This window comes from Acetobacter malorum (assembly GCF_001580615.1).
Classification (GTDB): Bacteria; Pseudomonadota; Alphaproteobacteria; order Acetobacterales; family Acetobacteraceae; genus Acetobacter; species Acetobacter malorum.
Window position 1 is genome coordinate 13,216 of the sequence record NZ_LHZC01000051.1, and the last position, 23,389, is coordinate 36,604.

Genomic DNA, 23,389 nt, shown 5'->3' on the forward strand with positions numbered 1-23,389 from the left:
ATGGAACAAACGCCGGGCACGCCCAAAGCACTGATGGCAGCCGTCATCGGAATGGGCATTCTGATTGTGGTGGGCACCCTTGGGCTGGTGGGCGTGATTATCCACCGGATGGGGTCTCATACGCCCCCCACCAATGCCGCTCTTTCTGCCCCGGCGGTTCCCTTGCAGGATGCCCCCGCGCGTCCGGTTTTGCCTGCCGGCACTCATCTGATCAACATGGCACGGGTGCGGGATGACCTTCTGGCCCTGCATGTCTCTACCAATGGCGAGGAGCGCATTCTGCTCTGGCAGGTCAGCACGGGCCGCCTCTTACCCGGCCTTGACACTGCAGCACCCTCTGATGGCGCTACGCCATGACAGGGACTGACTCTTCAGCCGATCCTTCCCGTTCCGCACACGATGCACAGGAACATGCAATACGCGCGCCACTGACAGCCATTGGTCTGATGAGTGGCACCTCTCTGGACGGCGTGGATGCCGCGCTCATTACAACAGATGGTGTCAGGGTTTTTCATCATGGCCCATCTCTCACCGTCCCTTATGATGCCGCCCTCCGTGCCAGACTGCGCGATATTCTGGACCGCGCAGCCAGCCTTTCCGCGGACGATGCAGACCTGCTGGACGCGGAACAGGCGCTGACCGATGTACACACGCAGGCCGTGCAGGCTGTACGCGCCAAAGCAGGAAACACCCCTATCGATGTCATTGGCCTGCACGGGCAGACCATTCTGCATGCACCGGGCCGCACATGGCAGATTGGCAATGCCAGCCGCCTCTCTGCCGCGACTGATTTGCCCGTCATTCATGATTTCCGCACTGCTGACGTTCAGGCGGGTGGTGAAGGTGCACCGCTGGCTCCGCTTTACCATGCAGCCTGGCTGCACGGGCACGCCACACCCACCGCTGTGCTGAATATCGGCGGCGTGGCTAACCTCACACTCATGACCAAATCTGGTGACGTCCTGGCGTGTGATACCGGTCCGGGGAACGCCTTGCTGGATGACTGGATGTTTCGCCACACCGGCCAGCCCTGCGATTTCAGCGGTGCCTGTGCTGCGCAGGGAACGGTCGATACGGATCGTCTCTCTGCTCTTCTGGCCCATGACTTCTTCCGCAAGCCACCGCCGAAATCCCTCGACCGGCTGAGCTTTCATCAGGCGCTGGAACAGATTTCTGCTCTAAGCGTTGAGGATGGCGCTGCGACCCTCACCGCCTTCACGGCTGCGGCTATCGCCAGCACCCCGCTGCCAGAGCAGCCACTGCACTGGTTTGTCTGCGGCGGTGGGCGGCACAACCCGACACTAATGCGTATGCTGGCGGAAAGACTGCCCGGCACAGTGCAGCCTGTCGAAACTCTGGGGTGGGATGGTGATGCACTGGAAGCCGAATGTTTCGGGTTTCTGGCCGTGCGTAGTCTGCGCGGTCTGCCCCTTTCCCTACCCGCAACGACTGGCGTGCCATATCCGATGCCCGGCGGTCGGCTGACCTGTGGCGGCATCAGCCCCGCAGGCCGCAGGCTGTAACCCCGTCTAATCCCTTTGCCAGAACAGGGGGCGGAATTGATCTTCCTGTTCTGGCAAGGCACCATGCGCCCAGCATGCAAGAAGGACCTGACCATGAAACGTGCCCTTATTCTCTGCCTGAGCCTGCAAGGCCTGTCTCTGCTCCCCTCCGTGGGCGCAGCACATGCGCAGACGGTGGTTGATGGCAGTGACAAGAATGCAAGCCCGTTTGTAAAATCTACCCTGCACATGCTGAGCACACGCTTTGCAGAGGACCATCCGAAGTTCAGAAAAATCACCACCCATAGCTCGGGTGACAAACAGGTTGTCTGCGGTGAAATCAGCCTGCACGGCAGCAAGGTACCGGCAGCTGAAAATTTCATGCCGTTTGGGGCAACACAGGGGGAAGAAAACCCGCTGGTGTATGAACCGCACACCATTCCCGCAGCACTGGACTTCCGGGAAGTGAACACATGGATCAACCGTGGGGCAGATCTTGAGGATCTGGAAGAAATGGGCTGCGTGCCGGAAGGCAGCTACCGCCAGTACAGTGACCACCTCAATACTGTGCTACAACACAGAAAAACGAACTAACGCAGTCTTTCAATAAATGTGGTCTTTCAGGGCGTTATCCTGAAGGACCATTACCCAAAATGGGCCAGCCACCCCTTTTATGTTATGACAAGGCTGGCAAAAATGCCGCTTTTCTGCGGGAAAAAACACGATCCCGGCATCAATCCCCCCTGACTCCGCAACAAGCAATTGACACCTCTGCGCCTGCGTGCATGACTAATCGGGTCCAAATAAAAAATAACAAACCCGGTCGTTTTAAAATGAAAATCCTGTATCTGCTGCTCCTGCTGCCCTTTCTCGGGCTGCTCTGGACGCCCCTGTACGACCGCTACACGCCCGTACTGTTCGGCTTCCCCTTTTTCTACTGGTACCAGCTTGCCTGGGTGCCGGTAACCTCCATCCTCATCTGGATTGTCTGGAAAAAGGGGCATGACGCATGACCGGCATTAACCCCTGGGCGCTGGGCGTCTTTATCCTCTTTTTTGCTGCAACCATCATCATCGGCAGTTCCATCCAGTGGCTCCGCGGCCTGTTTGGCGGCGGGAAAAGTGCGACTGTTACGTCTGACGAGGAATGGTCCCTCGGCGGCCGCCAGTTTGGCGCGTGGGTCACGTGGTTTCTGGTCGGCGGCGATTTCTATACCGCCTATACCGTCATCGCTGTGCCCGCACTGGTCTATGCGGCGGGCGGATACGGCTTTTTTGCGCTGCCTTATACCATCATCGTGTACCCCTTCATTTTTCTGGTCATGCCGCGGCTATGGAAGCTGGCGCATGCCGGAGGCCATGCCACGGCAGCGGACCTTGTGCGGGCCCGCTTTAACAGCCGCCCGCTGGAAATTGTTGTCGCCATCACCGGGCTGGTGGCGGTCATGCCCTATATCGCTCTCCAGCTGATCGGCATCCGCACGGTCATTCAGGCGCTGGGGCTGCCGGGCGATATCCCGCTGATCATCGCCTTTGTCTCACTGGCCGCCTACACATGGCTGGGCGGTCTGCATGCCCCTGCGCTGACGGCGTTCATCAAGGACATCATGATCTACATCGCCGTTCTGGTGGCAGTTACGGTCATTCCACTGCACATGGGGGGCTATGCCGCGCTGTTTGCCGGGGCTGATACCAGCCAGCCGGTGCTGCATGCCGGTCAGGGCCTGCCTTATGCCACGCTGGCGCTCTCTTCCGCTCTGGCAGCCTTCCTGTATCCGCATACACTCACCGGTATTCTGGCGGCAAAGTCTGCGGACACCATTCGCCAGAATGCCGTGTTCCTGCCCATCTACACCGTTGTGCTGGGGCTGATTGCCATGCTGGGGCTGATGGCGCACACCGCTGGCATCAAGACGGACAATGCCACCATGGTTGTGCCGCTGCTGTTCCAGCAGATCTTTCCGGCATGGTTCAGCGGCTTCTGCTTTGCGGCCATTGCAGTGGGTGCGCTGGTTCCGGCGGCTGTCATGGCCATTGGAGCAGCCAACCTTGTGACCAACAACCTGCTGCCTAAGCAGAAAGACCCGGTTCGCACCAGCCGCATCACGGCGCTGGCCGTCAAAGTGGGCGCGCTATTCTGCGTGCTGTTCCTGAACGCCAAGTTCGCCATTGATTTCCAGCTGCTGGGCGGGGTGATCATCCTCCAGACCTTCCCCGCACTCATCCTTGGCCTGCTGCGTGTCCGCTTCTCCTCGGTCGCCATGTTGGCAGGCTGGGCTGTGGGCGGCATTTTCGGGCTGGGCCTGTGCTGGATGGACGGGCTGAAACCCATCCATATGGTCACACTTGGTCCGCTCTCCGGCATGATCTCAACCGGGCTGTTGTCTCTGGTGGTCAATCTGGTGGTGGTCGGGCTGGTCACACTGGTCAAACCGGCTACCGAAGCCCCGAATATGTCGGGCGTTGAGCCGCAGAAGCGCACGCTGGTTTCCTGATTAACAAAACCAGCAGACATTTTCCGGCTTTACCGTGCCCCGCAGAGACAGTTTTGCCTCTGCGGGGCATTTGTCTTTTTAGCCCCCCCCCCCCTGAGCGCAAACCCCTGCGGAAATAATTTTCATTGCTCCGGCCACTCGGGTTCGGCACCCTTTTGGTCTCATTCTGCCAGAAGGGTCATCTCATGCCAGACATTACGCCGCCCCAGAGGGGCTTTGGCCAGATGGATCTCGGGCTGACAGACACCCGGCCAAAGCGCGTTACCCTCAGCCCCGGCGCTACGCTGCTGCGTGGTTTTGCGCTGGATCAGGCAGAAGAGCTGTGGCGCGCCCTCACCCCGGTTCTGCACGTAGCGCCCCTCCGCCGAATGCTGACACCCGGAGGCCGGCAAATGTCTGTTGCTATAACAAGCTGCGGCACATGGGGCTGGATTACGGATCAGACTGGCTACCGCTATACGCGCACAGACCCGACCACACAGGCACCATGGCCCACCATGCCGCCCCTGCTCTTTCAGCTTGCCAGCCGGAGTGCCGCCGCTGCAGGTTTTGAAGGCTTTCAGCCCAATGCCTGCCTGATTAACCGCTATGAGGCCGGTACACGTATGACCGCACATCAGGACAAGGATGAAGGCGATATCACCCAACCGATCGTCTCTGTCTCACTCGGTTTGCCCATTCTGTTTTTATGGGGTGGCCTGCAACGCACCACCCGTCCACACCCCATTTTGCTGGAACATGGGGATGTTCTGGTGTGGGGTGGCAAGGCCCGGCTGCATTATCATGGGGTCAAACCACTGGAACAGGGTGGGCACCCGCTAACCGGCCCCACCCGCTTTAACCTGACATTCCGTTACGTCGCGCAGGCTGTCCCCTGACTGATGCTGTCTGGTCGCGCGCCAGACCTTTTCCGCTCTTTATCCACACAACCTCTCCCATCACGCTAGCGCAACAAGACACTTCTCTTTTACACTCTCGCCTCTGATGCCTGCTTCCTTTGCTCCGGACTCTTGCTCATGCCTGCTTCCTTCCGTCTCTCCCGCCGTATGGCTTTGAAAACCGGTACAGTTAGCGCCGGGCTTGGCCTGCTTGGCGTGAACGCCGCATGGGCGCAAAACGCACCCAACAGCCGCTTTTCTGTCCTTGATCAGATTTTCGAGAAAGCGGTTCAGGAGGGCAAAACCCCCGGTGCGGTCGCGGCCGTCGGACAGGCCGGACAAACGCTCTGGAAAGGTGTCTTTGGAAACCGCGCACTGGTTCCGCATAAAGAGCCGATGACGTGGAACACCCTGTTCGACATGGCGTCTCTGACGAAAGTTCTGATCACCGCCCCAGCTATTATGCAGCTGTATGAGCGAGGGCTTGTGAAGCTCGATGAGCCAGTCAGCACGTATCTTCCGGCCTTTGCCGCCAACGGAAAACAGGCCATTACCGTCCGGCTGCTGCTGACCCACTATTCCGGCCTGGCCCCGGACCTTGATCTGTCCACCCCATGGCACGGCAAGGAGGCTGCCGTTCAACGTGTGATGGACGCTCGCCCGATCAATCCGCCCGGTGAGCGGTTTGTTTACAGCGATATCAATTTCATCACGCTGGGGCTGATTGTTGAAAAACTTTCAGGCCTTCCTCTGGATGTTTATGCAACCCAAAATATCCTTCAGCCCCTTAGCCTCTCCCGCACCTTCTTTTTGCCGGACAGCGCCCTGCATGATGCCATAGCTCCCACCCAGTATGATGAGCAGAACCAACTGCTCCGTGGCGTGGTGCATGACCCCACCACCCGCCGCATGGATGGCGTTGCCGGGCATGCCGGCCTGTTCTCCTGCGCGGATGATATGCTGACCTACGCGCACGCGCTGCTGGCCCGTCGGGCCGGATTACCCTCCGCCTTCCCGCTGCAGCCGGAGACGCTTGTGCTAATGTCCACCCCTCAGCAACCTGCCGGAAAATCTGATCTGCGCGGGTTAGGGTGGGATATCGCAACGCATTATTCCTCACCACGTGGCGAGCATTTCCCGGCAACTTCCTTCGGGCACACCGGCTTTACCGGCACCTCTCTCTGGCTGGTGCCGGACAAGGAAACATTTGTCCTGATCCTGACCAACCGTGTCCATCCGGACGGGAAAGGCAATGTTGTCGGCTTACGCAAAGATGTGGCGACCGCTGCCGCCCTTGCGCTGCAAACGTCCTGATTCTGAATTACCGGAGAGTGTCTGACGGGCTTTTTTCAAAAACGCCCGTCAGAGTGAGTTTTACATCATCCCCCACAGCGGACATGGCGTTTCTGATCCCAAACGCGCTGCGCTGAATGGTTCCATGCGCTTCAAACCCGACAGTATAATCCTGATCCATCGGGTTTTTTCCTGCCCCGACAAAATGGACACGGAGCGTCACAGGTCGCGTCACCCCATGCAACGTCAGACGCCCTGCCACTCTGGCCTGTGACGGACCATCCGACACAACCTGTGTCGAAACAAACGTGGCATCAGGATATTTACGGACATCCAGCCAGCCCTCATCCCAGAGTGTTTGTGTGACGGAACCGGAAGTCGTCGTCAGGGAATGCAAAGGCAACTGCAAGGCGACATGGGACTGTTCAGGATGGGCAGAATCAAGCTGGAGAGAGCCCGATACGCCAGAAAACATGCCGTGATACCAGCTGACACTCAGGCAGGAGACTGAAAAAACCACCTGCGTGCGCAGGTCATCCACATGATACAGACCACCTTCCACAGCAGGGACTTCCGCCACAACCGGCGTCACACCAGATGCCCGCGCCAGCTCAGTACAGGTGAGCGTCAGCAACGTTCCTAACCCAACCATCGGAAAAAAGGCGGCACGTTTCATTGTGCTCTCCCTGTTTTATCATTCCTCCAATTGAGTGCTTAAGTGGATCAGCCGGGTACGAGTTCCCTCACAGAGTGGCGTTAATCACGATGTGTCAGAGGCTTTCTTCGCTTTTACGCCACATTCTGACCTGCCGTTCTATCCACTTCTGGGCAGAAACCTTACGAGAGGGGTCAAGCATGCGGTACAGCCGCAGGATATCATACTCATCCGGAGTGACTGTCAGAGCGATATCTTCCTGCACATAACCGGTGAGGAAAATTTCCGGCTCCACGCCAAACAAGGCGGCCAGTTTAGGGATATGCTTTCTCGCACTCCCTTCCCGCCCGGTCTCCCAAAACGCAATGGCAGGTCGGGATACGCCAAGCGCATCGGCAACCTGCTGCTGCGTCAGGCCGGCAGCTTTGCGCAGGATCTTCATCCTCTGCCCCAGGTCAGCCCCGGGAGAGGCAATATCCCGTTCTTCAGTGTCGTTTACATGGTCCTCAGACTGGTCAGACATACTGGGTATGTTCCGTCTTGATTGTACCATTTCGTGCTCTCCCAAACATCCGATACGGCTTCCCTATACGGACGTGGCTCTTACTCTGCCCTCAGCGTATTTACAATTAACAGGCTGTCATACCGCATCATACAGCTGACGTTCATACCGTGCTGTGCGCAAAATATTATCATATTGAACAGAGATTTCTCTATCACTCGCTCAGGGCAGTTAACAGAGATTTTTTACAAATTCCATTATAAAACCCCCAATCCGCAAAGGATTGAGGTTAAATTTCTTATATATAGAGCAAACAAAGTCAGAAAATATTTTACCATTACAGTAAATTATTTTCTGACACCTGATCTTTAAAAGCTCTGGCTAATCCCTGTCAGAATAGTCCGGCGCAAGCCATATTGCGGTGCCCCCACTCCAATACCGCTGCCATCACGCAGCAGATAGGCGCGGTCAAACAGGTTGGTTACGTCCAGCCGGATCTGCGTATTGCCAAGGAAGGAGTGCCCAAACAGGTTCTTGAACGTCTGCACCGCTGCAAAGTTGAATGTTGCATATTCCGGCACGACAGCCCCGTTCGGCACATCGCCATCAGCGCGGAGACCGCTGCCATAAACCATGGTGGCGGAGACCCGCAGCGGATGCCAGCTTTTGTGGAAGAAGCTGTAAGCCGCCCCGGCAGATGCCGTCCAGCGCTGGTCATGATCCAGATGGATCCACCGGTGCTGGATATAATTCAGGTCATCCTGCCCGAAGTTGAACTGCGCACTGGTGATATCTTTGCCGATAGCACGAGACCATGAGAAGTTCCCGTAGAGAGACAGCGGCCCCTTATCGTATGAGGTGCTGACCTCGTAGCCGTTGACCTGCCCTTTACGGTAGTTAAAGCCACTCAGCACGATCGGTGCGCCAAACTGCCCTTCATCAATCAGGTTATTGGCCAACTTATAATAGGCATCAAACGACACGCGCCAGCCCGGCAGGATCTGCTGCTGAATGCCTGCATCAAAATAATGGTCACGCTCTGCCTTAACGGTTGAGTTCTGCATAACCTCTGCCGCAGAACTCGTGTTTGCAAATTTATAAAGCGCAGAACTACTGACCACTTCAAACGGCGGCGGCGTGAAATAACGGGAATAGCCCGCGTGCAGCGTGGCCCCTCTCCAGGGTTTCCAAACAACATTCAGGCGCGGGCTAACCTGTTTCTCGCTGGTATATTCACTCACGCCGTCAAACCGCAGACCGTAGTTAACGGTCAGATTGCGCAGAGGTGTCCATTCATCCTGTGCATACAGACCGTAAACCGTGCCGGTCTTACCGCTGCCGTCATAGACTTTGACAGGCGTTGAATCGAAGGTTGGGTTGCCGTCGTCATCCACACCATTCGCCCCAAAGACTGTGGAATCTGTCTTGGAGATTGTGCGTTCCACAAAAACCTGGAAGCCAAAGCGCACAGTGTGATTTTTTGCGGCATGCCAGGTCACGTCATGCTGCGTACCGGTGGAGAAAATGGACCGCGCCGCCCGCTGGGCAATCCCGTTATAAACCAGATCCCCCAGTTCATCCGGTGAATAACGCAGGCTGCTATAGCGGGTGAAAACCGAGCTTTGCAGGCTGAAAGCGCCAATCTCTTTCTGGAGAGCCAGAATAGCGAAATCCGTAATCTGCTTCTGGTGTTCATTCAGGCTGGAGCTATCCACGCTGCCATCAAGCTTTTGCGCCAGATTGCTGCCCGTATAAGACGGCTCCGCAAACTGCGTTTGCTGACCGGGGTTATTCGGCAGCTGATATTCCGCGTTGGAAACACCGGCAATAAAGCTGATCCGGGTATTTTCATCCGCTGTATACCGCAGATGGCCGAGGAAGTGATACTGATTGCTCAGATCATGCACGGCGTTGAAGGATTTGGTCGTGTTTTCAATCCCAACGCGATCATGCACAAAATCCGCAGTTGCAAAGTAGTCCCACTTCCCCTGATGGCCGCCATACTGAAGCGACGGGAAGAAGTAATCCCGCGCCCCACCGTAAATGGAAGCGTTGCCACCTGCATTGGTTGTACCGTTTTTGGTAGTAATATCCACAACAGCAGCCTGCAAAAATCCGAATTCGCTCGGCAGCGCGCCAGTGGTCAAAGACATGCTATCCGCAAAGCGCGTCATCAGCGCCTGACCGAACACATTCAGCCCTTCAGGAAGCTGCACACCATCCAGCCGGAACTGCACTTCATTATGGTCACCACGCACATGGATCTGACCATAACTATCCTGCGCTACACCCGGGGCCTGCAAAAGCACCTGATTCAGCGGTGTGTTATCCCCTCCTGGGATGGTTTCCAGCGCCTTACGATCAAAACGGTAAACCGTAGCGCCGGTATCGGGCTGGAGTTCTGATCTGGCCCGATCCAGATGAGCCGTGACCGTCACGCGCTCCGGTGTATTTGCCAGACCGGGCTTGATGGATACAGTTTCCTGCCCCGTGGGCTTTCCCTTCGCCGTATCGTCCTGCTGCACCGTACGCGCTGCGGCCTGTGCCGTCTTTTTTTCCTGAGCGGATTTTTTCTCAACTGTGGGCTGAATTGTTTGCGCAGTCTGCGCTGTACCAACAGGCAAAGTCTGAGCCTGAGCTTTTTCGATACAGAACAGAAATCCGGCTGTCGTGCAGACAGTTGAGCATGCCAGCAGAAAAGAGAGACGAGACACCAGCATAAGAGAGTGGCCTTTACGGGTTGGGAATGAACTAATTTCTGCCTCTTATACGTTATGATATAACGTATCAACGCAATTCTAAGGAAAGCCTTTACCTTCCCCTCCCCCTGTTACCTGCAAACCACACTCGGCTATCCTGCTTTTTCTCCGCTTGTGCTCACCCAGATTTTCTCGTAGTAATCCGCTCACCCCTCTATGTCCCGTTCGTCTAGAGGCCTAGGACACTGCCCTCTCACGGCGGCAACACGGGTTCGAATCCCGTACGGGACGCCAAGTTTTTCAAGGACTTGCAGCAGGTTAATCTGAAAATCGTTGATTTTTGAGCCAATCCCGAGCCAAACTGGGAGAGGATCGAATAACGATGACCAAATCACCAAAAGAGACCCTCAAGGACCCTGTAACAGGGAAGCCGTTGCCCAAAGGCGTCTGGTATCGCGGCCCCGGCCAGTATCAGGCCCGCAAGATGGTGAACGGCAAACGTCACCGCGAAACCTTTGCGTCAGCCAGCCTTGCCCGCCGCTGGCTTCAGGACGTACGGGCCAAGGCGCATGTGGGCCAACTTGAACCACCCGCACGCAAGAGAAACCAGATCACTTTTGGCGAGCTCTTTGAGCGCTTCGGTCGGGAGCGCATGATAGAACGCGATGCTGATCGTATGGGCCATCTTCCGGCCCTTCTTGGATCCGACATTGCCTCATTGAAAATCGACAAATGGACCAATGGGGATGTCCGGGACTTTCGTGACACCATGCTGGCTGCTGGACTGGCCAAGGGAACCGTCGTCAAACGCCTGAACATGATTGCGGCCATCGTCGAATACGCCAACTCGGAATGGGACACGACCATCCTCAATCATGCTTCCGCCAAACGGACCAAACGGCCCGAGGGAGCGGATCGCAAGAGAAACCGGAGATTAAAGGACGGCGAAGAAGACGAACTTCTGCGAGCTGCTTCTCGGCCCGACGGGGTTTTCAGGCATTACCCTGATGTGGTGTGGCTCATCAGGTGGTCAATCGAGCAAGGCTGCCGGCTGGGGGAATCCCTCAGTCTGCGCTGGCAGGACATCGACTTCCGTAAACAGACCATTTCCCTCGCCCGCGTGAAGAGCGACCGACACAGGGAAGAACTTGGTCCCGAGATCCGCCCCATGACCAAGGGCGCACAACGCGTCCTCATGGAAAAGCGGGCCACCATGGAAAAGGTGCCTGACCGAAAAGACATTGTCTTTTCGGTCGGAGAGAGAAAAATCTTTTCTGTCCTGTTCGGTCGCATGACCCGGCAGGCCGGAATTCAGGACCTGACCTTTCATGACTTGCGTCATGAGGCGACAACGCGGTTGGCGCGCTATCTGAACCCGATTGAACTGACCCGGGTCACGGGTCATCGCGACTTAAAATCATTAAATCGCTACTACCAGCCCGTGCCCGGAGATATTGCAGACAAGACACGATAGCTGCCAGTCAGGATGACCAGAAACAGCCAGACCGCGTTTTTACTGAAAGCTTACGACGCTGGTGAAGAGGAAGACTGCTAACGCCAGCGCCATCACGAAGAAGAGAAACAGATCAGGATACGGGCAGGTCAGCACCAGTGCACCCCGTCCGCGCTGACGGCGGCGACGCTTTTCAAACCGTTCGGTTTCAAAAAGCTTTTCTTCAATAAAGCGATCGAGATCTTCCTGGCGAAACAGCCGCATGCTGCCGATCTTGATGGACCGTGGGCCAATCCGTAGCGAGACCCAGTTGGCCAGCGTTCCCTTGGCGATCCCGAGATAATCCGCTGCCTCCTGATAGCGCATCAATCCCCGCCTTACATAGGCGGAGATACGTTGTGAGCCGGACGCCTGTTCCAAGCGAGCCGGTTGAGGCAAGCGTTTTGCATTTCGTGACATGATGCCCCTCTGACATGGCCAGATCCGTGACACCCACGAATCACTTTCTCCTTTAATGATACCTCACAATTCTGAAACCACCAGCGAGAGATAGAAACTGGCAGAGAATGATACCGCAATTTTCTGAGCCAAAAATGCTTACGTCGAGTGCAACCTCTCCTTCTGAAAAAAATCGTTCAGGAAAGGCAGCAATTGGGGGGATTGCAGTTCGTCAGCTTTTGGGCCATCTGGGGGGAGAAGCGGACATATGTCTGGCCCACTTCCCCCTCAAATAATCGTCAGTTTTTTGAGACAATACTGTGACGCTCAGTATTGAGAGTTCAGATTATATCCGCGACAGTGTGTGCACGGTCCGGTCGGTGGTCACATTGCCCGTGTTAAGCGTCGTATTCGGCTCCAGCAGAACAACATGACATTCGTCGCTTAAAGCCTCGGGACAATGCTCGACACCATGCGGAACAATGATGAATTCACCCGCCTCAATGTCGACGTTGCGATCCCGGAAATGCATGCGCAATGTTCCGGAAACGACCAGGAATAGTTCGTCCTCATGCTCGTGATGGTGCCAGTCGAACATTCCCTTGAATTTTGCCAGTTTGATCTGGGATGTGTTGATGTCACCCGCCACACGGGGGCTCCAGTAATCGGAAAATGCCGTGAAAGCCTGAGTCAGGTTTATTTTTTCCATTGGTTTCCTCCGTCAGAATTGTCGAATGATAGTCTGGACGTAGCCGATCTGTTGCGCCAGATCGGGTGATGCAGGAAAAGCGCCGTCGAGCAGAGCTGTGCCGACCGTAAAACCCGCAGCACCCGCAGAGGCAGTGGCGCGAATACGCGCCGCCCGATCGAGCGAACCCGCTACGATTACAGGCTTGTTCGGTACAGCGGCGCATACTCTCCGGATCAAATCCGGCACGTTTCCCTCGAACCGATAGGCAAGCAAATCCAGTCCATGAACACCGGGCCTCGAGGCGAGATCGACCGCACTGCGTATGATTTCTGTCTCGGTTCCTTCGAGAAGGCTCGGATGCCCACTGATCCGGCCAGGAAAGGGATAATAGCGGATCGTTGTACCTTTAAGCAGTCTTAACGCGTCATCAACATGCGTGCCACCCAGCAGATAATCGACACCGAGGGCTATCCCGGCCTGTATTGAGCGCAGTTCACTGTCGCGATCGAGTGAGACAACTTCCAGATAGATTTTCGCTCCGGCCCCGCGGATGACGCTGGCCAGCGTCTGAAGCCCCGTAAACGGCAGACCAATATCCTTGAAGCCGATATGCCGGACGCCTGCCTCACGGGCAGCTTCAACCAGATCGACTGCGTTCTCCACCGTACGGTCATGGCGGGTCAGCATGAAGATGAACTTGGGCGGGGTCATACTGAGACTCCATTGGTGAGGCGAAGAGCGTAATCGAATGCCGTTTCCAGGCTGGACGGATCGGCAATACCCCGTCCTGCAATATCGAACGCTGTGCCGTGATCAGGGCTTGTACGCGTGAAGGGCAGGCCGAGGGTAATGTTCACACCTTGCGCCAGCCCCATGTATTTGACGGGAATCAGTCCCTGGTCATGATACTGCGCGATGACGATATCGAACCGTCCCTCGCGCGCATGCATGAACACCATGTCACCGGCCCAGGGACCGGAGACATCAATGCCTTCATTGCGGGCCTGGGCGATGGCGGGGCCGATGATACGGGTCTCTTCGTCACCAAACAGGTCACCCTCTCCCGCATGAGGATTGAGGGCTGCTACGGCGATGCGCGGGTGATCGATACCCAGTGCGCGTGCCCCCGTGTAAGCCAGCCGGATTGCTGCCATCTGGGCAGGAAAATCAGCTCGCTGGATCGCGTCCCTGAGAGAACAGTGGATCGTCACCAGCACAACGCGGATGTCCTCATTCGCCAGCATCATGGCGACATCCAAGCCGCCAGCCTGCTCGGCAAGAATTTCCGTATGGCCAGGATAGTGCAGTCCGGCAGCGGCGAGCGCCTCCTTGTGGATCGGTGCAGTAACAATCGCTCGGATTGCTCCTGCCTTCGCCAAACGAGTTGCGGCCAGGACTGCCGCGTAAGCGGCGCGGCCACTCTCAGCGCTGACCTGACCCATGGGCGGCAATTCTGCGCATTCTGATGAGACCAGCACATTCAGCATTCCGTCTTCGAACCGGGCTTCGGCTGGTGTCTTGATCCGGTGCAGCCGTGCCAATGGGTCAAGTGTTATCAGCGCCTGATGCATCACCAGTGGATCACCCACGACGATCCAGTGCCGCTGCAGCGGTCGTTGCAGGAACATTCGTGCCACGATCTCTGGACCAATCCCGGCAGGATCTCCCATTGTGACACCTAGCGGCGAAGTGAGGCGAGAAGTTTTATTCATCATCCCAGTGAGAATAACGAAACGGTTTATAAGGAAAATCGATATAAACTGACCTTTTCTGGTGATAAAATCTAACCAATGAAGCGTTCTGACATTCCCTCACTTGATGATTTGCGTGCCTTCGCAACGGTTGTGCGCCTGGGCTCGGTGCGGGCGGCAGCCACGGAACTGGCTCTGACGCATGGAGCCGTCAGTCGTCGGGTGTCCAAGCTTGCTGATGATCTGAAACTCCAGCTTCTGGAGCCAGATGGGCGCGGGGTGCGACCGACCCAGGATGGGGCGCGTCTGGCACATGCGGCAACCGAGGCACTGAAAGGGATAGCAGGGGTATTGGCTGAGATTCGGTCATCATCCAATACCCAGCCGATTGTGTTGTCCTGCGAACGATCGCTGGCAATGCGCTGGCTGATCCCGCGCCTGTCCGACTTCCAGGACCGTCATTCGGGGATCGATGTGCATCTTTCGACCGGTGGGGGCCCGCTGGATTTCGCACGTGCCCGCGTTACGCTGGCAATCCGGCGTCTTGATTTCCCGCTTGCTCCCGATTGGGCTGTTACCACAATCGCGCGGGAGGCGGTCGGGCCGGTCATGCGCCCTGACATGGCACAACGCTTCGCCGACGGGAGCTATCTGGCACTTGGGTCGCGCACTCGGCCCGAGGCATGGAAGAACTGGGTGGCGTCCCGGCCCGACATGCCCACACCACGCGACGTCCGTCTGTACGACCATCATTTCATGATGCTGGAAGCCGCCGCCAATGGCCTGGGTGTTGCCCTGTCGCCCCATATCATTGCTATGGACGATATTGCGACCGGTCGGCTTGTGGCACCGGCCGGTTTCGACGCGGATGGAACATCTTACGGGCTGATCCGGCCAGGCGACATGGAAATAACAGACAGCGTCAGCGTCCTGGAAAAATGGATCATCAAACAGGTTCCATAACCCTCGATGGAGTGGATTTTTCCGCGGCTGTGCAGTGCGATATCACAGTTGTGAATAGCGGTTGGGCGACGGAACGTCCGCCTCGAAGTTACTCAAAGATATAAGCAGTCATAGATTTAGGTTAACCCATCTATTGATGACGTATTCTATGTTCGCTGTTGCGTTTATGGGCGCAGATATTCGTCTACTCAGAGAGCGCTAACGATAGTTACCAGGCGTTATTCCCACAATTCGCCTGAACATGGCCGTAAAAGCACTTGGCGTCTCATAGCCTAATGTTTCAGCGATCGAAGCCACCTGTTCGCCGGCAATGATTTTCGGGACAGCTATCAGAATGAGCGCCTGTTGCCGCCAGATCGAGAGGGAGCAGCCAAATTCGCTCTGGGCCATACGCGTAAGAGTTCTGATGGAAGTTCCAGCTTGCTTCGATAAAGCCTTCATGCCCGGATTGATGCTGGGAGTTGCGAGAATTTCGGCACAGGCCGATGCAAGGCGTCTGTCAACTGCCATCGCCAGAGACAAAAGATCAGGTGTGAGATGACAGAGTTCATCCAGCAGCACTGCAGCAAGCCGATGAAATCGTGGAGGATCTTCAATCACGTCCTGCGAGAGGCTCTTCAGAATGATTTCACGCAGGAATGGTGAGACCATGAAGCCACTCGGCTGTTCACCGAGAGAGAATGTTGCCCTGCTGGCGACAATATAGACCGTTCGAAGGGTAACCTTGCCCCGCGCTCTTAACGCATGCGCGGTGCGAGGCGGTATCCATAAACCGCGTTGCGGAGGCACAAGCCACAGACGCGTCGGGGTGCGGATCTCCATGACGCCTTCAGTCGCATGAATGAACTGACCATCTTTGTGGCAGTGTTCACCAACTGTCTCGCCATCCACGTAGTCCCGCGCAAGCGCCCGGATATCAGCGGGTTTAGAATTATCAATGTACGGCATCATCGATCAGATGTTCAATGAACCACTCTTGGGCGGCCTGGCTGGTCTCGTTAAAGCACCGTACATAAGGGTCGAAATGTCCACCGTGGATCATGTGTAGCTTTTTGGGGGGCAAAGCTGACTGGTAGCTTTCGAGGCAGATATCGGTCGCAGTCAGGATGTCCTGATCGGCGACGATCATCAGTAGAGGGGTGGGACTGATTCGAGCGATATGAATACCGGGTTCGTTCTCACGTGCCAGTTCGGCGCTGCGAAGGGTCAGTTCATTCCTCCATGTCGGTGCAAAACTCCGGGTGCCGTTGAAGAAATCATAGGCATCTGTTCCGCCCATGGCGCACGCTATTTCCGGCCTGCCGGAGACTGCCGGAAACATCGCAGGAGCTTTTCCCTGGAACCGTGCGGCACGGTCGGCGACAAAGCTGGAGAGAAGTGACGGCACAAGGTCGGAACGGATGCGACGCTGGGAAGAGCGATAACCACTGACTGTCGGAACCTGGCTCACAACGCATCGCACCCGACGGTCAAGAGCAGCGACTTCAAGCACATGACCTCCACTGTAACTCGTGCCCCACAAGCCAATCCGTTGCGGATCAATCCATGAAACCGTCTGGGCAAAACTGATGGCGTCACGGTAACCACGCCTTTGAAGCACGGGGTCGGCTTCCTGTCGGGGAATGCCGTCGCTTGCTCCAAAATTGGCGTGATCATACAGGATCACCCCAAACCCTGCCGTGACGAAAACTTCGGCATAGCGATCGAGATATTGCTCCTTAACGCCAGAAAGACCATGCGCCATCACGATTGCCGGGTATTCACCCTTGCCTCCTTCTGGCTGATAAAGCCAGCCACGGAGCGTTCTTCCCTCAGACAGAAATTCAATATCATTCCGCATTGCGACCTTCCTTCCACGATGCTTCCTGATAATGGTTTTACCGATTGGCCAACAGAACGCTTCCGGCCAGAAAAAGCGCCAGATCGGCCACGGATCACGAATGCCTTATCGTGCGATCAAAGGGACATCAGCCCGATCCCTCTTTAAGAGTGGTGAGGTATGTCCGCTTTCAGAATGAGCAAAAACTGACAACAATTTCCATTATGAAGCGTAAGCCGTAGGTCGGCTTATCGCCGAGCAAGCGTCCAAATAGCTCAATCCAGATGACCACAGAATTTCCATCTACACGCAACCATCGTCAAGGCAGCCTCCAACCATCATAAACAGCCCCACCCCCGCCATCTGTTGTCACTGAACTGAGACAATAGCCGTTCTGTACACGCCACCCACTCCCTGCACATTTAAGTATCTTGGCAAGGTCACCCGATTTGTAGAGCTTGTAGATCGGATCGATCAATCCGTGTTCATAGAGTTGTCGGGCTGTCTTCCCAGCCTCACCCGTCGCCCAGGACGTCATCGCCAGAGCATTCATGTCACGGGCATCCGCCATTCCTTTTTCGTAGCCGGTTTTCTGCCCAGCGTTAGACCCCGCGCTATACCCTGCTTTCTGTCCGTCCGCTGTTCCTTTGTTGTATCCTACATTATAACCAGCGTCATAATGGGCGTCATGAAACTGTGTTCTTCCGGTCCACAAGACCGTAACCAGACCTATACAGACAAGTGCAAACACCGTAATTGAAATTGCACTCCAAATCTGCATCTTTCGCTGCAGGACTGTAGACGCAACGACCTGCCCCGCCGCAGCGACAGCGGAATTCAAATCTGATTTTATCTTTGCCTCATATCTCTGCATTGCCTGACGTGAATTCTGATTGAACTCATCAGAGATGACTTCAATGGCCTGCGGAATATCCTGCAATGCTTTCGTATAATACTGAAAGGGTATCAGGATCAGCCACAATGCATCGTTATCCCTGATATCCAATGATTTCTTAATTCTGTAATGCTCCTGGATCTCGGCGTCCGTGGGATTTCGTCCATAAAATTCCTGGAAAACAGTCTGGAATTTTGTCATTCAATAACCTCCTCAAACATCTTTTTGACTTCACCACGCCATCTCAGAAGTTCAATCCGATTACCAATCGGAAAATCTTCCGCCGCCTTCTCGATCGTCATCCGCTTTATGTAAAAATCGTCCGCGACACGATCCGCAACTTCTGGAAAAACAAGTGACTTTCCACCGAGCTGCTCTATGTATTTTTTTGTCTGGGAATTATTATAAGTTACGAATTTCTCCTGATTACCAAAGTAAGTGTTCATGACAATGTTTGTTTTGGATTCAGGAATCTGATCCAGAAAATTTCGTAAAAGTTCTATACAATCACGCTGACGATTGATAACCCAGAACGTAATCAGTTTGCGTTTCAGAAGTGGCAATGCTTGTTGAAGCCGATCCCCATACATCTGTACTGCATGATCATTCCGGGCCGCCGAATTAATGACCACGACATGATTTCTATGGTTGTCACAGTGAGTGATGAGATCCATCCAGCCGTCAACATGATCAAGATTCAAGGCGACTGCAGTTGTCACGCCGCCATAACATTTCAAGACATCAGGATTTGAATTATCTGTCTCAACAAGTAAGACATTTTTATCCTCGTTCATCAGAAAATCAACGAGACTCATGCTTACCATTGATTTCCCAACGCCCCCTTTTACGCCAGCAACCAGATAAATATTTTCCATGACAGTTATCCTTTTTCACAACACATCACGATCTGGCGCGATCAGGAATTCAGCCTGATCTTTCACGATCTTTGTTGCCTGTTTTTTTTCTGCGTTCTGTAATGTACATCCCAGATCTTTCTGATTTTGAGTTATAGATTTTTTAATCTTTTTCGTATTTTTTTTGGGTAATTTTTCACGATCAAGCTTTGGCTCTCTGAGGTATGTCTTTAACGTCGAGGCCGTGATTTCAAAATCATTTTCTCGCAGAAAATCGACAATCTGCTGAAACTCATATCCACGTTTTCGCAATATGGCGATATCATCAGCCAAGATAGCAATACTTTCCTTATTGTTCAGCTGAATTTCATCTGCCTTTAGTTCCGGCAAGTCTGACATTTTCTTGCATATGTCATTTATCTTTGATCGTTTATGATATGCGCGCATTGCCGTCCTCACTTCAAATCAGTCAACTGATTCGCTGTTGTGATTTAATTATACAATATCAGCAATATTTTTGATGGCACTAAAATCGCAATTTTTGACATGCCAGAAATTTCATGCGGTCGTGGTAGACTATGACTGATTCGATTTACAGGATGGGGTTTGTCACACACATGCGCCGCATGGTGTGACAAACCACGCCAGACCGTTCGGCGCTCCGCGTCTCACAGGCTGGCTCCTTCCTGCTTCTTTTTCTTCTTTTCTTCAAAAAAAGGAGTCCATCTGATGCCTTTTGAAATCAGAGGTCGTTTCCCATTGGATGCAATCGTCAATGTGAGACTGACGACGGCTGAAAAAGACAGACTGAAAGAGGACGCTGACCTTGCTGGAATGAGTGTCTCAGAACTGGTCCGACGGCGTTATTTTGGTCGTCCGATCGTTGCCCACGCTGATATCGCCATGATCCGGGAGTTGCGTCGTCTGGGCGGACTCCTCAAACATCTCTATCTGTCAAGCAACGGTGAACATGCACAGGAAACACTGGCTACCCTGCACGCCCTGAAAGAGGCAATCGAGACGATCAGCCGTGATCATCAAAAAGGTTAAAAACCCAAAGAAATCGACGTCCAAGTCCGAGCGGATCAGACGGTTAATTCTCTACGTCGCAAGTCCGGAAAAAACAGACACGTCAGAAAAATGTACCTATTTCGGCGCACGGGGGTTTCTGACAGATCTCCTTGACAGTCAGATCGCGGAGATGATCGCACTTGCAACTGAAGCCGCGCGGTCTGCTGACACCGTGAACCACTACGTGCTTAGCTGGAAACGTGGAGAAAGTCCGACGACAGAACAGGTGGATGAGGCCGTCACACTCCTGCAAAAAGAAATGGGACTGGAACAGCATCAGATTGTCTACGGGCTACACGCAGACACCGGCAACCGCCACCTTCATGTTGTGGTCAACCGCGTTAATCCCGAGACACTCCGATGCACCGAAATCAATCGAGGATTTGACATTGAATCTGGTCACAAGGCCATCGCTTTAATCGAGCACCGTCAGGGATGGTCACGCGAAGAAAATGGTCTTTATCAAGTCGGCCCAGACGGAAAACTGGTTCGCTGCAACAGCCATAGAGATAAGCCTGCTCAAGCCAAAACCGATAGCAACAAAGTGGAGCGTAGAACAGGTAGACGTTCTGTACTGGATGTCGCCATTGAAGAGGCGGTTCCTGTCATTAAAGAAGCGACATGCTGGGCTGACGTTCATGAGGAGCTGGCACGGAAAGGCATGAGCTACCGCCGACATGGCAATGGCGCTGTCATCATGATTGGGGATTCAGCAGTCAAAGCCAGTCAGGCTGATCGGCAGATCAGCTTCATCAAGCTGCAACTCAGGTTGGGACCTTACGAAGAGCCTGATCAGGCTGCGGAAATACCCGCTGACGGCACTCTTACCATTCCTCTCCTGGTGAGACCGAATGATGTCGATTTGAATGACTATCATCTGGAGCGTAAAAATTACGAAACCACAAGAAGAAAAGCATTATCAGACGTTACCCGCCAGCATGCAGAGCAGAGGACCAGCTTGAAGGAAATGCAGCGCCGGGAACGCGAGACCGTTCTGAAGGGTCGATGGCGACGACGTGGCGTGGCTCTCAACGCCCTACGGCATGCGCTGGCTGAAGAACACAGGACAGCGCTCCGCCTTCTTCATGACCAGCAGAAGGAAGAACGCCTTGCCAACCGGGAAAGATTGCCTCCCTTCCCCACGATAGAGGAGTGGTTGAAAGCGAACAGGGATCCGTTTCTGGCGGGACTGTGGGCACATCCTAATTACTTCATGCGTCTGGAGGGGCATGGGACACGTTCCGGTAGCGAGAAGCGAGTTTACAGCATCCCGGGCTTCAGGTCGGTCGTGCGGGGAGCCTATGTCCATTACTGTAAGCTTACCGAGCCAGAACATATCGCCTTCTCCGATCGTGGCGACCGGATCGATGTCTGCGACACCACAAATCGGGAAATCATCCTGGCATCCTTGCGACTGGCGGCCAACAGGTGGGATGAGGTCAAAATTACCGGGACCGATGAGTTCAAGGCGCGCGTCGTGGACCTTGCCGTTGAACACGGCTTTCGGTTGAAGAACGAGGATCTCCGCCAGACCGTCGAAAAAAGACGGAAAGAAGCTGAAGAACTCAAAATCGTAGAGCAGAAGCAAGGAGAAGAAAAAGAAAGGCAGTCCTCCCCCATAAAACACTCACTCTCCCATAAACCTTCAGAATGGTTCGAGCGCTGAGCAGAAATGCTGTATCCTTTCATGTTTATCACGCCAGTTGAACAATGTCGTTACAAGCTGCCTATGCGGAAATATTACAAGGCGCGTTAGGATTGGTTGGCGGGTAGTATGGACGTGTCGCAGTCCGGTGAGGCCGTCTGAACGTAGGGCAGCAAGCTCTGGATGTGGTGGCTGCTATGGACACCCGTGAACTGGCCGAGTCCGCGCTAAGGCGCAGAGAGCGGCGCTCACAGACTTAGTCCATGGCAGGCAAGCCGCTGCTTCCATACCCATTTCCGGTGGAGGTTTCAAAGCCTGCAATTAGTCCTGCTTCAGACGTCAGTTAAGAGGCGTTCGAGCAGTACTTTGCGTTATGCTCAACTCAGTATTTTTTGGTTCCAAATTATGCGACCAGCTATACTGAGTAGAAAAATCAGACTATGAAAAACAATAAGAAACAGGAAACTTCGGGATATAATAAGAATTATGACAATTGTTATCATGACCGTTGGGACGGAAGGGGATGTACGTCCCCACATTGCCCTTGGTGAAGGGCTTCTGACCCGAGGGCACGCTGTAAGGCTGGCGGCAGACCCCGGTTTTGGAACCGCCATTACCAGAGCCGGACTGGAATTTTCTCCTCTGACCGCTGATTTTTCCGGAATGATGCGTCATAACCCGCAGGCGCTGGATGGCCGCAGCGGCATGGCGGCGGCCCGCGTGGTGGTGGCGGAAACACGCCGCATGGCGCAGAACTGGCCCGCACAGGGGCTGAAAGCGGCTGATGGTGCAACTTTGCTGATTGGGTCTGGCAATGTCTCGTTATTGGCAGCTAGTCTGGCAGAGCGGTTGCAGGTGCCGTTTGTGCAGACCCAGTTGCAACCGCTTGAAGCCAGCCATGCGCTGCCGCCCGTATGGTTCAGACCCCGCCTGTTGCCTGCGTCTGTCAATTTTGCGCTCCATCGCGCCCTGCGCCAGACAGCATGGTTGCTGATGCGGGACACGGCAAACTGCATGCGCCGCGCGCTGGATTTACCGCCCTATCCTTTAAAGGGGCCGTGGCATAACCCCAAGGCTACAGGCGGCCATATTCTGTTTGGGTTCAGCCAGCATGTGGTGCCCCGCCAGCCTGAATGGCCGGCACGCATTGCCATGCCAGGCTATTTTGTGTCTGCAAAAAATGCCGACTACACACCAGATGCTGATCTGGCCCGCTTTTTGCAGGCGGGAGACAAGGCAGCCTATATCGGCTTTGGCAGCATGGTGAGCGGAGAAGCCGAAGCACTGGCCGCCATCGTGCAGGCAGCCGTGGAGCGTGCGGGCCTGCGTGCCGTAGTGGGAAGTGGGTGGTCCAAGCTTGGGCAGTTTCTGCCAAATTCCGCGCGCATTCATGTGGTGGATCATGTGCCGCATGAATGGCTTTTTTCAAAAATGCGGCTGGCGGTTCACCATTGTGGCGCGGGCACCGCTGCTGCTGCCGTGCGCGCCGGGATACCCACCGTACCAGTGCCGTTTGTGGGAGACCAGTATTTCTGGGGGTGGCAGTTGCACCGCATTGGTGTTGCGACACCCACAGAGAGCCTGCGCACCTTAACCGCACAGGCACTGGGCGATGCCATGCTTCAGGCGACATCCCCGCATATGGTGGCCAATTCAGACCGGCTGGGCAGCTTGGTCCGGGCGGAAGATGGTGTGACAAATGCCATAACTCAGCTTGAACGCTGGGGGCTTCTGCACAGAAAAGCTTAAACGCCCAAGATTTCCAGCCGCGTAGTCACACGCTGAAAAGAGGCAGATTTCTTCTCGTAAGCTTAGTTCTGCACTTCACGCACCGCTCCGCTCCCCG

24 protein-coding genes and 1 tRNA gene are annotated in these 23,389 nt (G+C 54.9%); 13 read left to right on the forward strand and 12 right to left on the reverse strand.

Annotated features, from left to right (window positions below):
* The 7 genes from AD930_RS09280 (at window position 1) to AD930_RS09310 (ending at window position 6,188) form a co-directional block, all read left to right on the forward strand.
* A complete protein-coding gene (locus tag AD930_RS09280; RefSeq protein ID WP_061506022.1) occupies window positions 1-357 on the forward strand; it encodes a hypothetical protein in 357 nt (118 codons plus the stop codon).
* Entirely contained in the window at window positions 354-1,523 is a 1,170-nt protein-coding gene (locus AD930_RS09285) for an anhydro-N-acetylmuramic acid kinase (RefSeq protein WP_082781806.1), read from the forward strand. The genes AD930_RS09280 and AD930_RS09285 overlap by 4 nt, the downstream gene beginning before the upstream one ends.
* Window positions 1,524-1,616: 93 nt before the next feature.
* Window positions 1,617-2,096, forward strand: coding sequence for a hypothetical protein (locus tag AD930_RS09290; RefSeq protein WP_061491595.1), 480 nt, complete (start codon window positions 1,617-1,619; stop codon window positions 2,094-2,096).
* A gap of 239 nt (window positions 2,097-2,335) precedes the next feature.
* Window positions 2,336-2,515, forward strand: a complete 180-nt coding sequence (locus AD930_RS09295) for a DUF3311 domain-containing protein (RefSeq protein ID WP_043550811.1) — start codon at window positions 2,336-2,338, stop codon at window positions 2,513-2,515.
* Complete coding sequence (locus tag AD930_RS09300) at window positions 2,512-3,996, forward strand: sodium:solute symporter family protein (RefSeq protein WP_061500187.1); 1,485 nt, start codon at window positions 2,512-2,514, stop codon at window positions 3,994-3,996. The genes AD930_RS09295 and AD930_RS09300 overlap by 4 nt, the downstream gene beginning before the upstream one ends.
* A 185-nt stretch (window positions 3,997-4,181) precedes the next feature.
* Complete coding sequence (gene alkB / locus AD930_RS09305) at window positions 4,182-4,874, forward strand: DNA oxidative demethylase AlkB (RefSeq protein WP_244150551.1); 693 nt, start codon at window positions 4,182-4,184, stop codon at window positions 4,872-4,874.
* Between the two features lie 138 nt (window positions 4,875-5,012).
* Complete coding sequence (locus AD930_RS09310) at window positions 5,013-6,188, forward strand: serine hydrolase domain-containing protein (RefSeq protein WP_082781807.1); 1,176 nt, start codon at window positions 5,013-5,015, stop codon at window positions 6,186-6,188.
* Window positions 6,189-6,195: 7 nt separating this feature from the next.
* Here the strand turns inward: AD930_RS09310 and AD930_RS09315 are convergent, their stop codons facing one another.
* The 3 genes from AD930_RS09315 to AD930_RS09325 all read right to left on the reverse strand — a co-directional run bounded on the left by AD930_RS09315 (window position 6,196) and on the right by AD930_RS09325 (window position 10,041).
* A complete protein-coding gene (locus AD930_RS09315) occupies window positions 6,196-6,843 on the reverse strand; it encodes a YceI family protein (protein WP_244150552.1) in 648 nt (215 codons plus the stop codon).
* Between the two features lie 94 nt (window positions 6,844-6,937).
* Complete coding sequence (locus tag AD930_RS09320; RefSeq protein WP_061490278.1) at window positions 6,938-7,345, reverse strand: helix-turn-helix domain-containing protein; 408 nt, start codon at window positions 7,343-7,345, stop codon at window positions 6,938-6,940.
* Between the two features lie 347 nt (window positions 7,346-7,692).
* Complete coding sequence (locus AD930_RS09325; protein ID WP_373320492.1) at window positions 7,693-10,041, reverse strand: TonB-dependent receptor; 2,349 nt, start codon at window positions 10,039-10,041, stop codon at window positions 7,693-7,695.
* A 200-nt stretch (window positions 10,042-10,241) separates the two neighbouring features.
* On the opposite strand from AD930_RS09325, the gene AD930_RS09330 reads away from it, so the two are divergent.
* Both AD930_RS09330 and AD930_RS09335 read left to right on the forward strand, forming a co-directional pair.
* Window positions 10,242-10,317 (forward strand) — tRNA-Glu (locus tag AD930_RS09330).
* An 88-nt stretch (window positions 10,318-10,405) separates the two neighbouring features.
* Window positions 10,406-11,497, forward strand: coding sequence for an integrase (locus AD930_RS09335; protein ID WP_061506024.1), 1,092 nt, complete (start codon window positions 10,406-10,408; stop codon window positions 11,495-11,497).
* A 39-nt stretch (window positions 11,498-11,536) separates the two neighbouring features.
* Here AD930_RS09335 and AD930_RS09340 read toward each other — a convergent pair whose 3' ends face one another.
* The 4 genes from AD930_RS09340 to pdxA all read right to left on the reverse strand — a co-directional run bounded on the left by AD930_RS09340 (window position 11,537) and on the right by pdxA (window position 14,275).
* Window positions 11,537-11,842, reverse strand: a complete 306-nt coding sequence (locus tag AD930_RS09340; RefSeq protein WP_231558207.1) for a helix-turn-helix domain-containing protein — start codon at window positions 11,840-11,842, stop codon at window positions 11,537-11,539.
* Window positions 11,843-12,260: 418 nt separating this feature from the next.
* Window positions 12,261-12,623, reverse strand: a complete 363-nt coding sequence (locus tag AD930_RS09345) for a cupin domain-containing protein (RefSeq protein WP_061506025.1) — start codon at window positions 12,621-12,623, stop codon at window positions 12,261-12,263.
* Between the two features lie 12 nt (window positions 12,624-12,635).
* Entirely contained in the window at window positions 12,636-13,316 is a 681-nt protein-coding gene (locus AD930_RS09350) for a beta/alpha barrel domain-containing protein (protein WP_061506026.1), read from the reverse strand.
* The gene (gene pdxA, locus AD930_RS09355; protein ID WP_244150553.1) at window positions 13,313-14,275 is read right to left on the reverse strand and encodes a 4-hydroxythreonine-4-phosphate dehydrogenase PdxA; all 963 of its coding nucleotides are present in this window, start codon (window positions 14,273-14,275) and stop codon (window positions 13,313-13,315) included. The genes AD930_RS09350 and pdxA overlap by 4 nt, the downstream gene beginning before the upstream one ends.
* Before the next feature lie 120 nt (window positions 14,276-14,395).
* On the opposite strand from pdxA, the gene AD930_RS09360 reads away from it, so the two are divergent.
* The gene (locus tag AD930_RS09360; RefSeq protein WP_061506028.1) at window positions 14,396-15,259 is read left to right on the forward strand and encodes a LysR family transcriptional regulator; all 864 of its coding nucleotides are present in this window, start codon (window positions 14,396-14,398) and stop codon (window positions 15,257-15,259) included.
* Between the two features lie 198 nt (window positions 15,260-15,457).
* Here AD930_RS09360 and AD930_RS09365 read toward each other — a convergent pair whose 3' ends face one another.
* The 5 genes from AD930_RS09365 to AD930_RS09385 all read right to left on the reverse strand — a co-directional run bounded on the left by AD930_RS09365 (window position 15,458) and on the right by AD930_RS09385 (window position 19,226).
* Window positions 15,458-16,210 carry an AraC family transcriptional regulator gene (locus AD930_RS09365; protein WP_061506029.1) on the reverse strand — a complete coding sequence of 251 codons (753 nt, stop codon included), beginning with the start codon at window positions 16,208-16,210 and terminating at the stop codon, window positions 15,458-15,460.
* Complete coding sequence (locus tag AD930_RS09370; protein ID WP_061506030.1) at window positions 16,194-17,099, reverse strand: alpha/beta hydrolase; 906 nt, start codon at window positions 17,097-17,099, stop codon at window positions 16,194-16,196. Before AD930_RS09370 ends, AD930_RS09365 begins: the two co-directional genes overlap by 17 nt.
* Window positions 17,100-17,397: 298 nt before the next feature.
* Complete coding sequence (locus tag AD930_RS09375) at window positions 17,398-18,174, reverse strand: hypothetical protein (RefSeq protein ID WP_043550789.1); 777 nt, start codon at window positions 18,172-18,174, stop codon at window positions 17,398-17,400.
* Window positions 18,171-18,848, reverse strand: coding sequence for a nucleotide-binding protein (locus tag AD930_RS09380; protein WP_043550788.1), 678 nt, complete (start codon window positions 18,846-18,848; stop codon window positions 18,171-18,173). The genes AD930_RS09375 and AD930_RS09380 overlap by 4 nt, the downstream gene beginning before the upstream one ends.
* A 15-nt stretch (window positions 18,849-18,863) precedes the next feature.
* A complete protein-coding gene (locus AD930_RS09385; protein ID WP_061506031.1) occupies window positions 18,864-19,226 on the reverse strand; it encodes a hypothetical protein in 363 nt (120 codons plus the stop codon).
* Between the two features lie 330 nt (window positions 19,227-19,556).
* On the opposite strand from AD930_RS09385, the gene AD930_RS09390 reads away from it, so the two are divergent.
* The 3 genes from AD930_RS09390 to AD930_RS09400 all read left to right on the forward strand — a co-directional run bounded on the left by AD930_RS09390 (window position 19,557) and on the right by AD930_RS09400 (window position 23,292).
* Window positions 19,557-19,877, forward strand: coding sequence for a plasmid mobilization protein (locus AD930_RS09390; protein WP_043550786.1), 321 nt, complete (start codon window positions 19,557-19,559; stop codon window positions 19,875-19,877).
* Window positions 19,858-21,564: a TraI/MobA(P) family conjugative relaxase gene (gene traI, locus AD930_RS09395; RefSeq protein ID WP_061506032.1), complete on the forward strand. Its 1,707-nt coding sequence runs from the start codon at window positions 19,858-19,860 to the stop codon at window positions 21,562-21,564. The genes AD930_RS09390 and traI overlap by 20 nt, the downstream gene beginning before the upstream one ends.
* A gap of 465 nt (window positions 21,565-22,029) precedes the next feature.
* Window positions 22,030-23,292: a glycosyltransferase gene (locus AD930_RS09400; protein WP_061506033.1), complete on the forward strand. Its 1,263-nt coding sequence runs from the start codon at window positions 22,030-22,032 to the stop codon at window positions 23,290-23,292.
* Window positions 23,293-23,389 lie beyond the last annotated feature (97 nt).

Bases quoted from the DNA above. Each gene is read 5' to 3' on its own strand.
- AD930_RS09280 (WP_061506022.1), top strand. From the start codon at position 1: ATGGAACAAACGCCGGGCACGCCCAAAGCACTGATGGCAGCCGTCATC.
- AD930_RS09285 (WP_082781806.1), top strand. From the start codon at position 354: ATGACAGGGACTGACTCTTCAGCCGATCCTTCCCGTTCCGCACACGAT.
- AD930_RS09290 (WP_061491595.1), top strand. From the start codon at position 1,617: ATGAAACGTGCCCTTATTCTCTGCCTGAGCCTGCAAGGCCTGTCTCTG.
- AD930_RS09295 (WP_043550811.1), top strand. From the start codon at position 2,336: ATGAAAATCCTGTATCTGCTGCTCCTGCTGCCCTTTCTCGGGCTGCTC.
- AD930_RS09300 (WP_061500187.1), top strand. From the start codon at position 2,512: ATGACCGGCATTAACCCCTGGGCGCTGGGCGTCTTTATCCTCTTTTTT.
- alkB (WP_244150551.1), top strand. From the start codon at position 4,182: ATGCCAGACATTACGCCGCCCCAGAGGGGCTTTGGCCAGATGGATCTC.
- AD930_RS09310 (WP_082781807.1), top strand. From the start codon at position 5,013: ATGCCTGCTTCCTTCCGTCTCTCCCGCCGTATGGCTTTGAAAACCGGT.
- AD930_RS09315 (WP_244150552.1), bottom strand. From the start codon at position 6,843: ATGAAACGTGCCGCCTTTTTTCCGATGGTTGGGTTAGGAACGTTGCTG.
- AD930_RS09320 (WP_061490278.1), bottom strand. From the start codon at position 7,345: ATGTCTGACCAGTCTGAGGACCATGTAAACGACACTGAAGAACGGGAT.
- AD930_RS09335 (WP_061506024.1), top strand. From the start codon at position 10,406: ATGACCAAATCACCAAAAGAGACCCTCAAGGACCCTGTAACAGGGAAG.
- AD930_RS09340 (WP_231558207.1), bottom strand. From the start codon at position 11,842: ATGCGCTATCAGGAGGCAGCGGATTATCTCGGGATCGCCAAGGGAACG.
- AD930_RS09345 (WP_061506025.1), bottom strand. From the start codon at position 12,623: ATGGAAAAAATAAACCTGACTCAGGCTTTCACGGCATTTTCCGATTAC.
- AD930_RS09350 (WP_061506026.1), bottom strand. From the start codon at position 13,316: ATGACCCCGCCCAAGTTCATCTTCATGCTGACCCGCCATGACCGTACG.
- pdxA (WP_244150553.1), bottom strand. From the start codon at position 14,275: ATGGGAGATCCTGCCGGGATTGGTCCAGAGATCGTGGCACGAATGTTC.
- AD930_RS09360 (WP_061506028.1), top strand. From the start codon at position 14,396: ATGAAGCGTTCTGACATTCCCTCACTTGATGATTTGCGTGCCTTCGCA.
- AD930_RS09365 (WP_061506029.1), bottom strand. From the start codon at position 16,210: ATGATGCCGTACATTGATAATTCTAAACCCGCTGATATCCGGGCGCTT.
- AD930_RS09370 (WP_061506030.1), bottom strand. From the start codon at position 17,099: ATGCGGAATGATATTGAATTTCTGTCTGAGGGAAGAACGCTCCGTGGC.
- AD930_RS09375 (WP_043550789.1), bottom strand. From the start codon at position 18,174: ATGACAAAATTCCAGACTGTTTTCCAGGAATTTTATGGACGAAATCCC.
- AD930_RS09380 (WP_043550788.1), bottom strand. From the start codon at position 18,848: ATGGAAAATATTTATCTGGTTGCTGGCGTAAAAGGGGGCGTTGGGAAA.
- AD930_RS09385 (WP_061506031.1), bottom strand. From the start codon at position 19,226: ATGTCAGACTTGCCGGAACTAAAGGCAGATGAAATTCAGCTGAACAAT.
- AD930_RS09390 (WP_043550786.1), top strand. From the start codon at position 19,557: ATGCCTTTTGAAATCAGAGGTCGTTTCCCATTGGATGCAATCGTCAAT.
- AD930_RS09400 (WP_061506033.1), top strand. From the start codon at position 22,030: ATGACAATTGTTATCATGACCGTTGGGACGGAAGGGGATGTACGTCCC.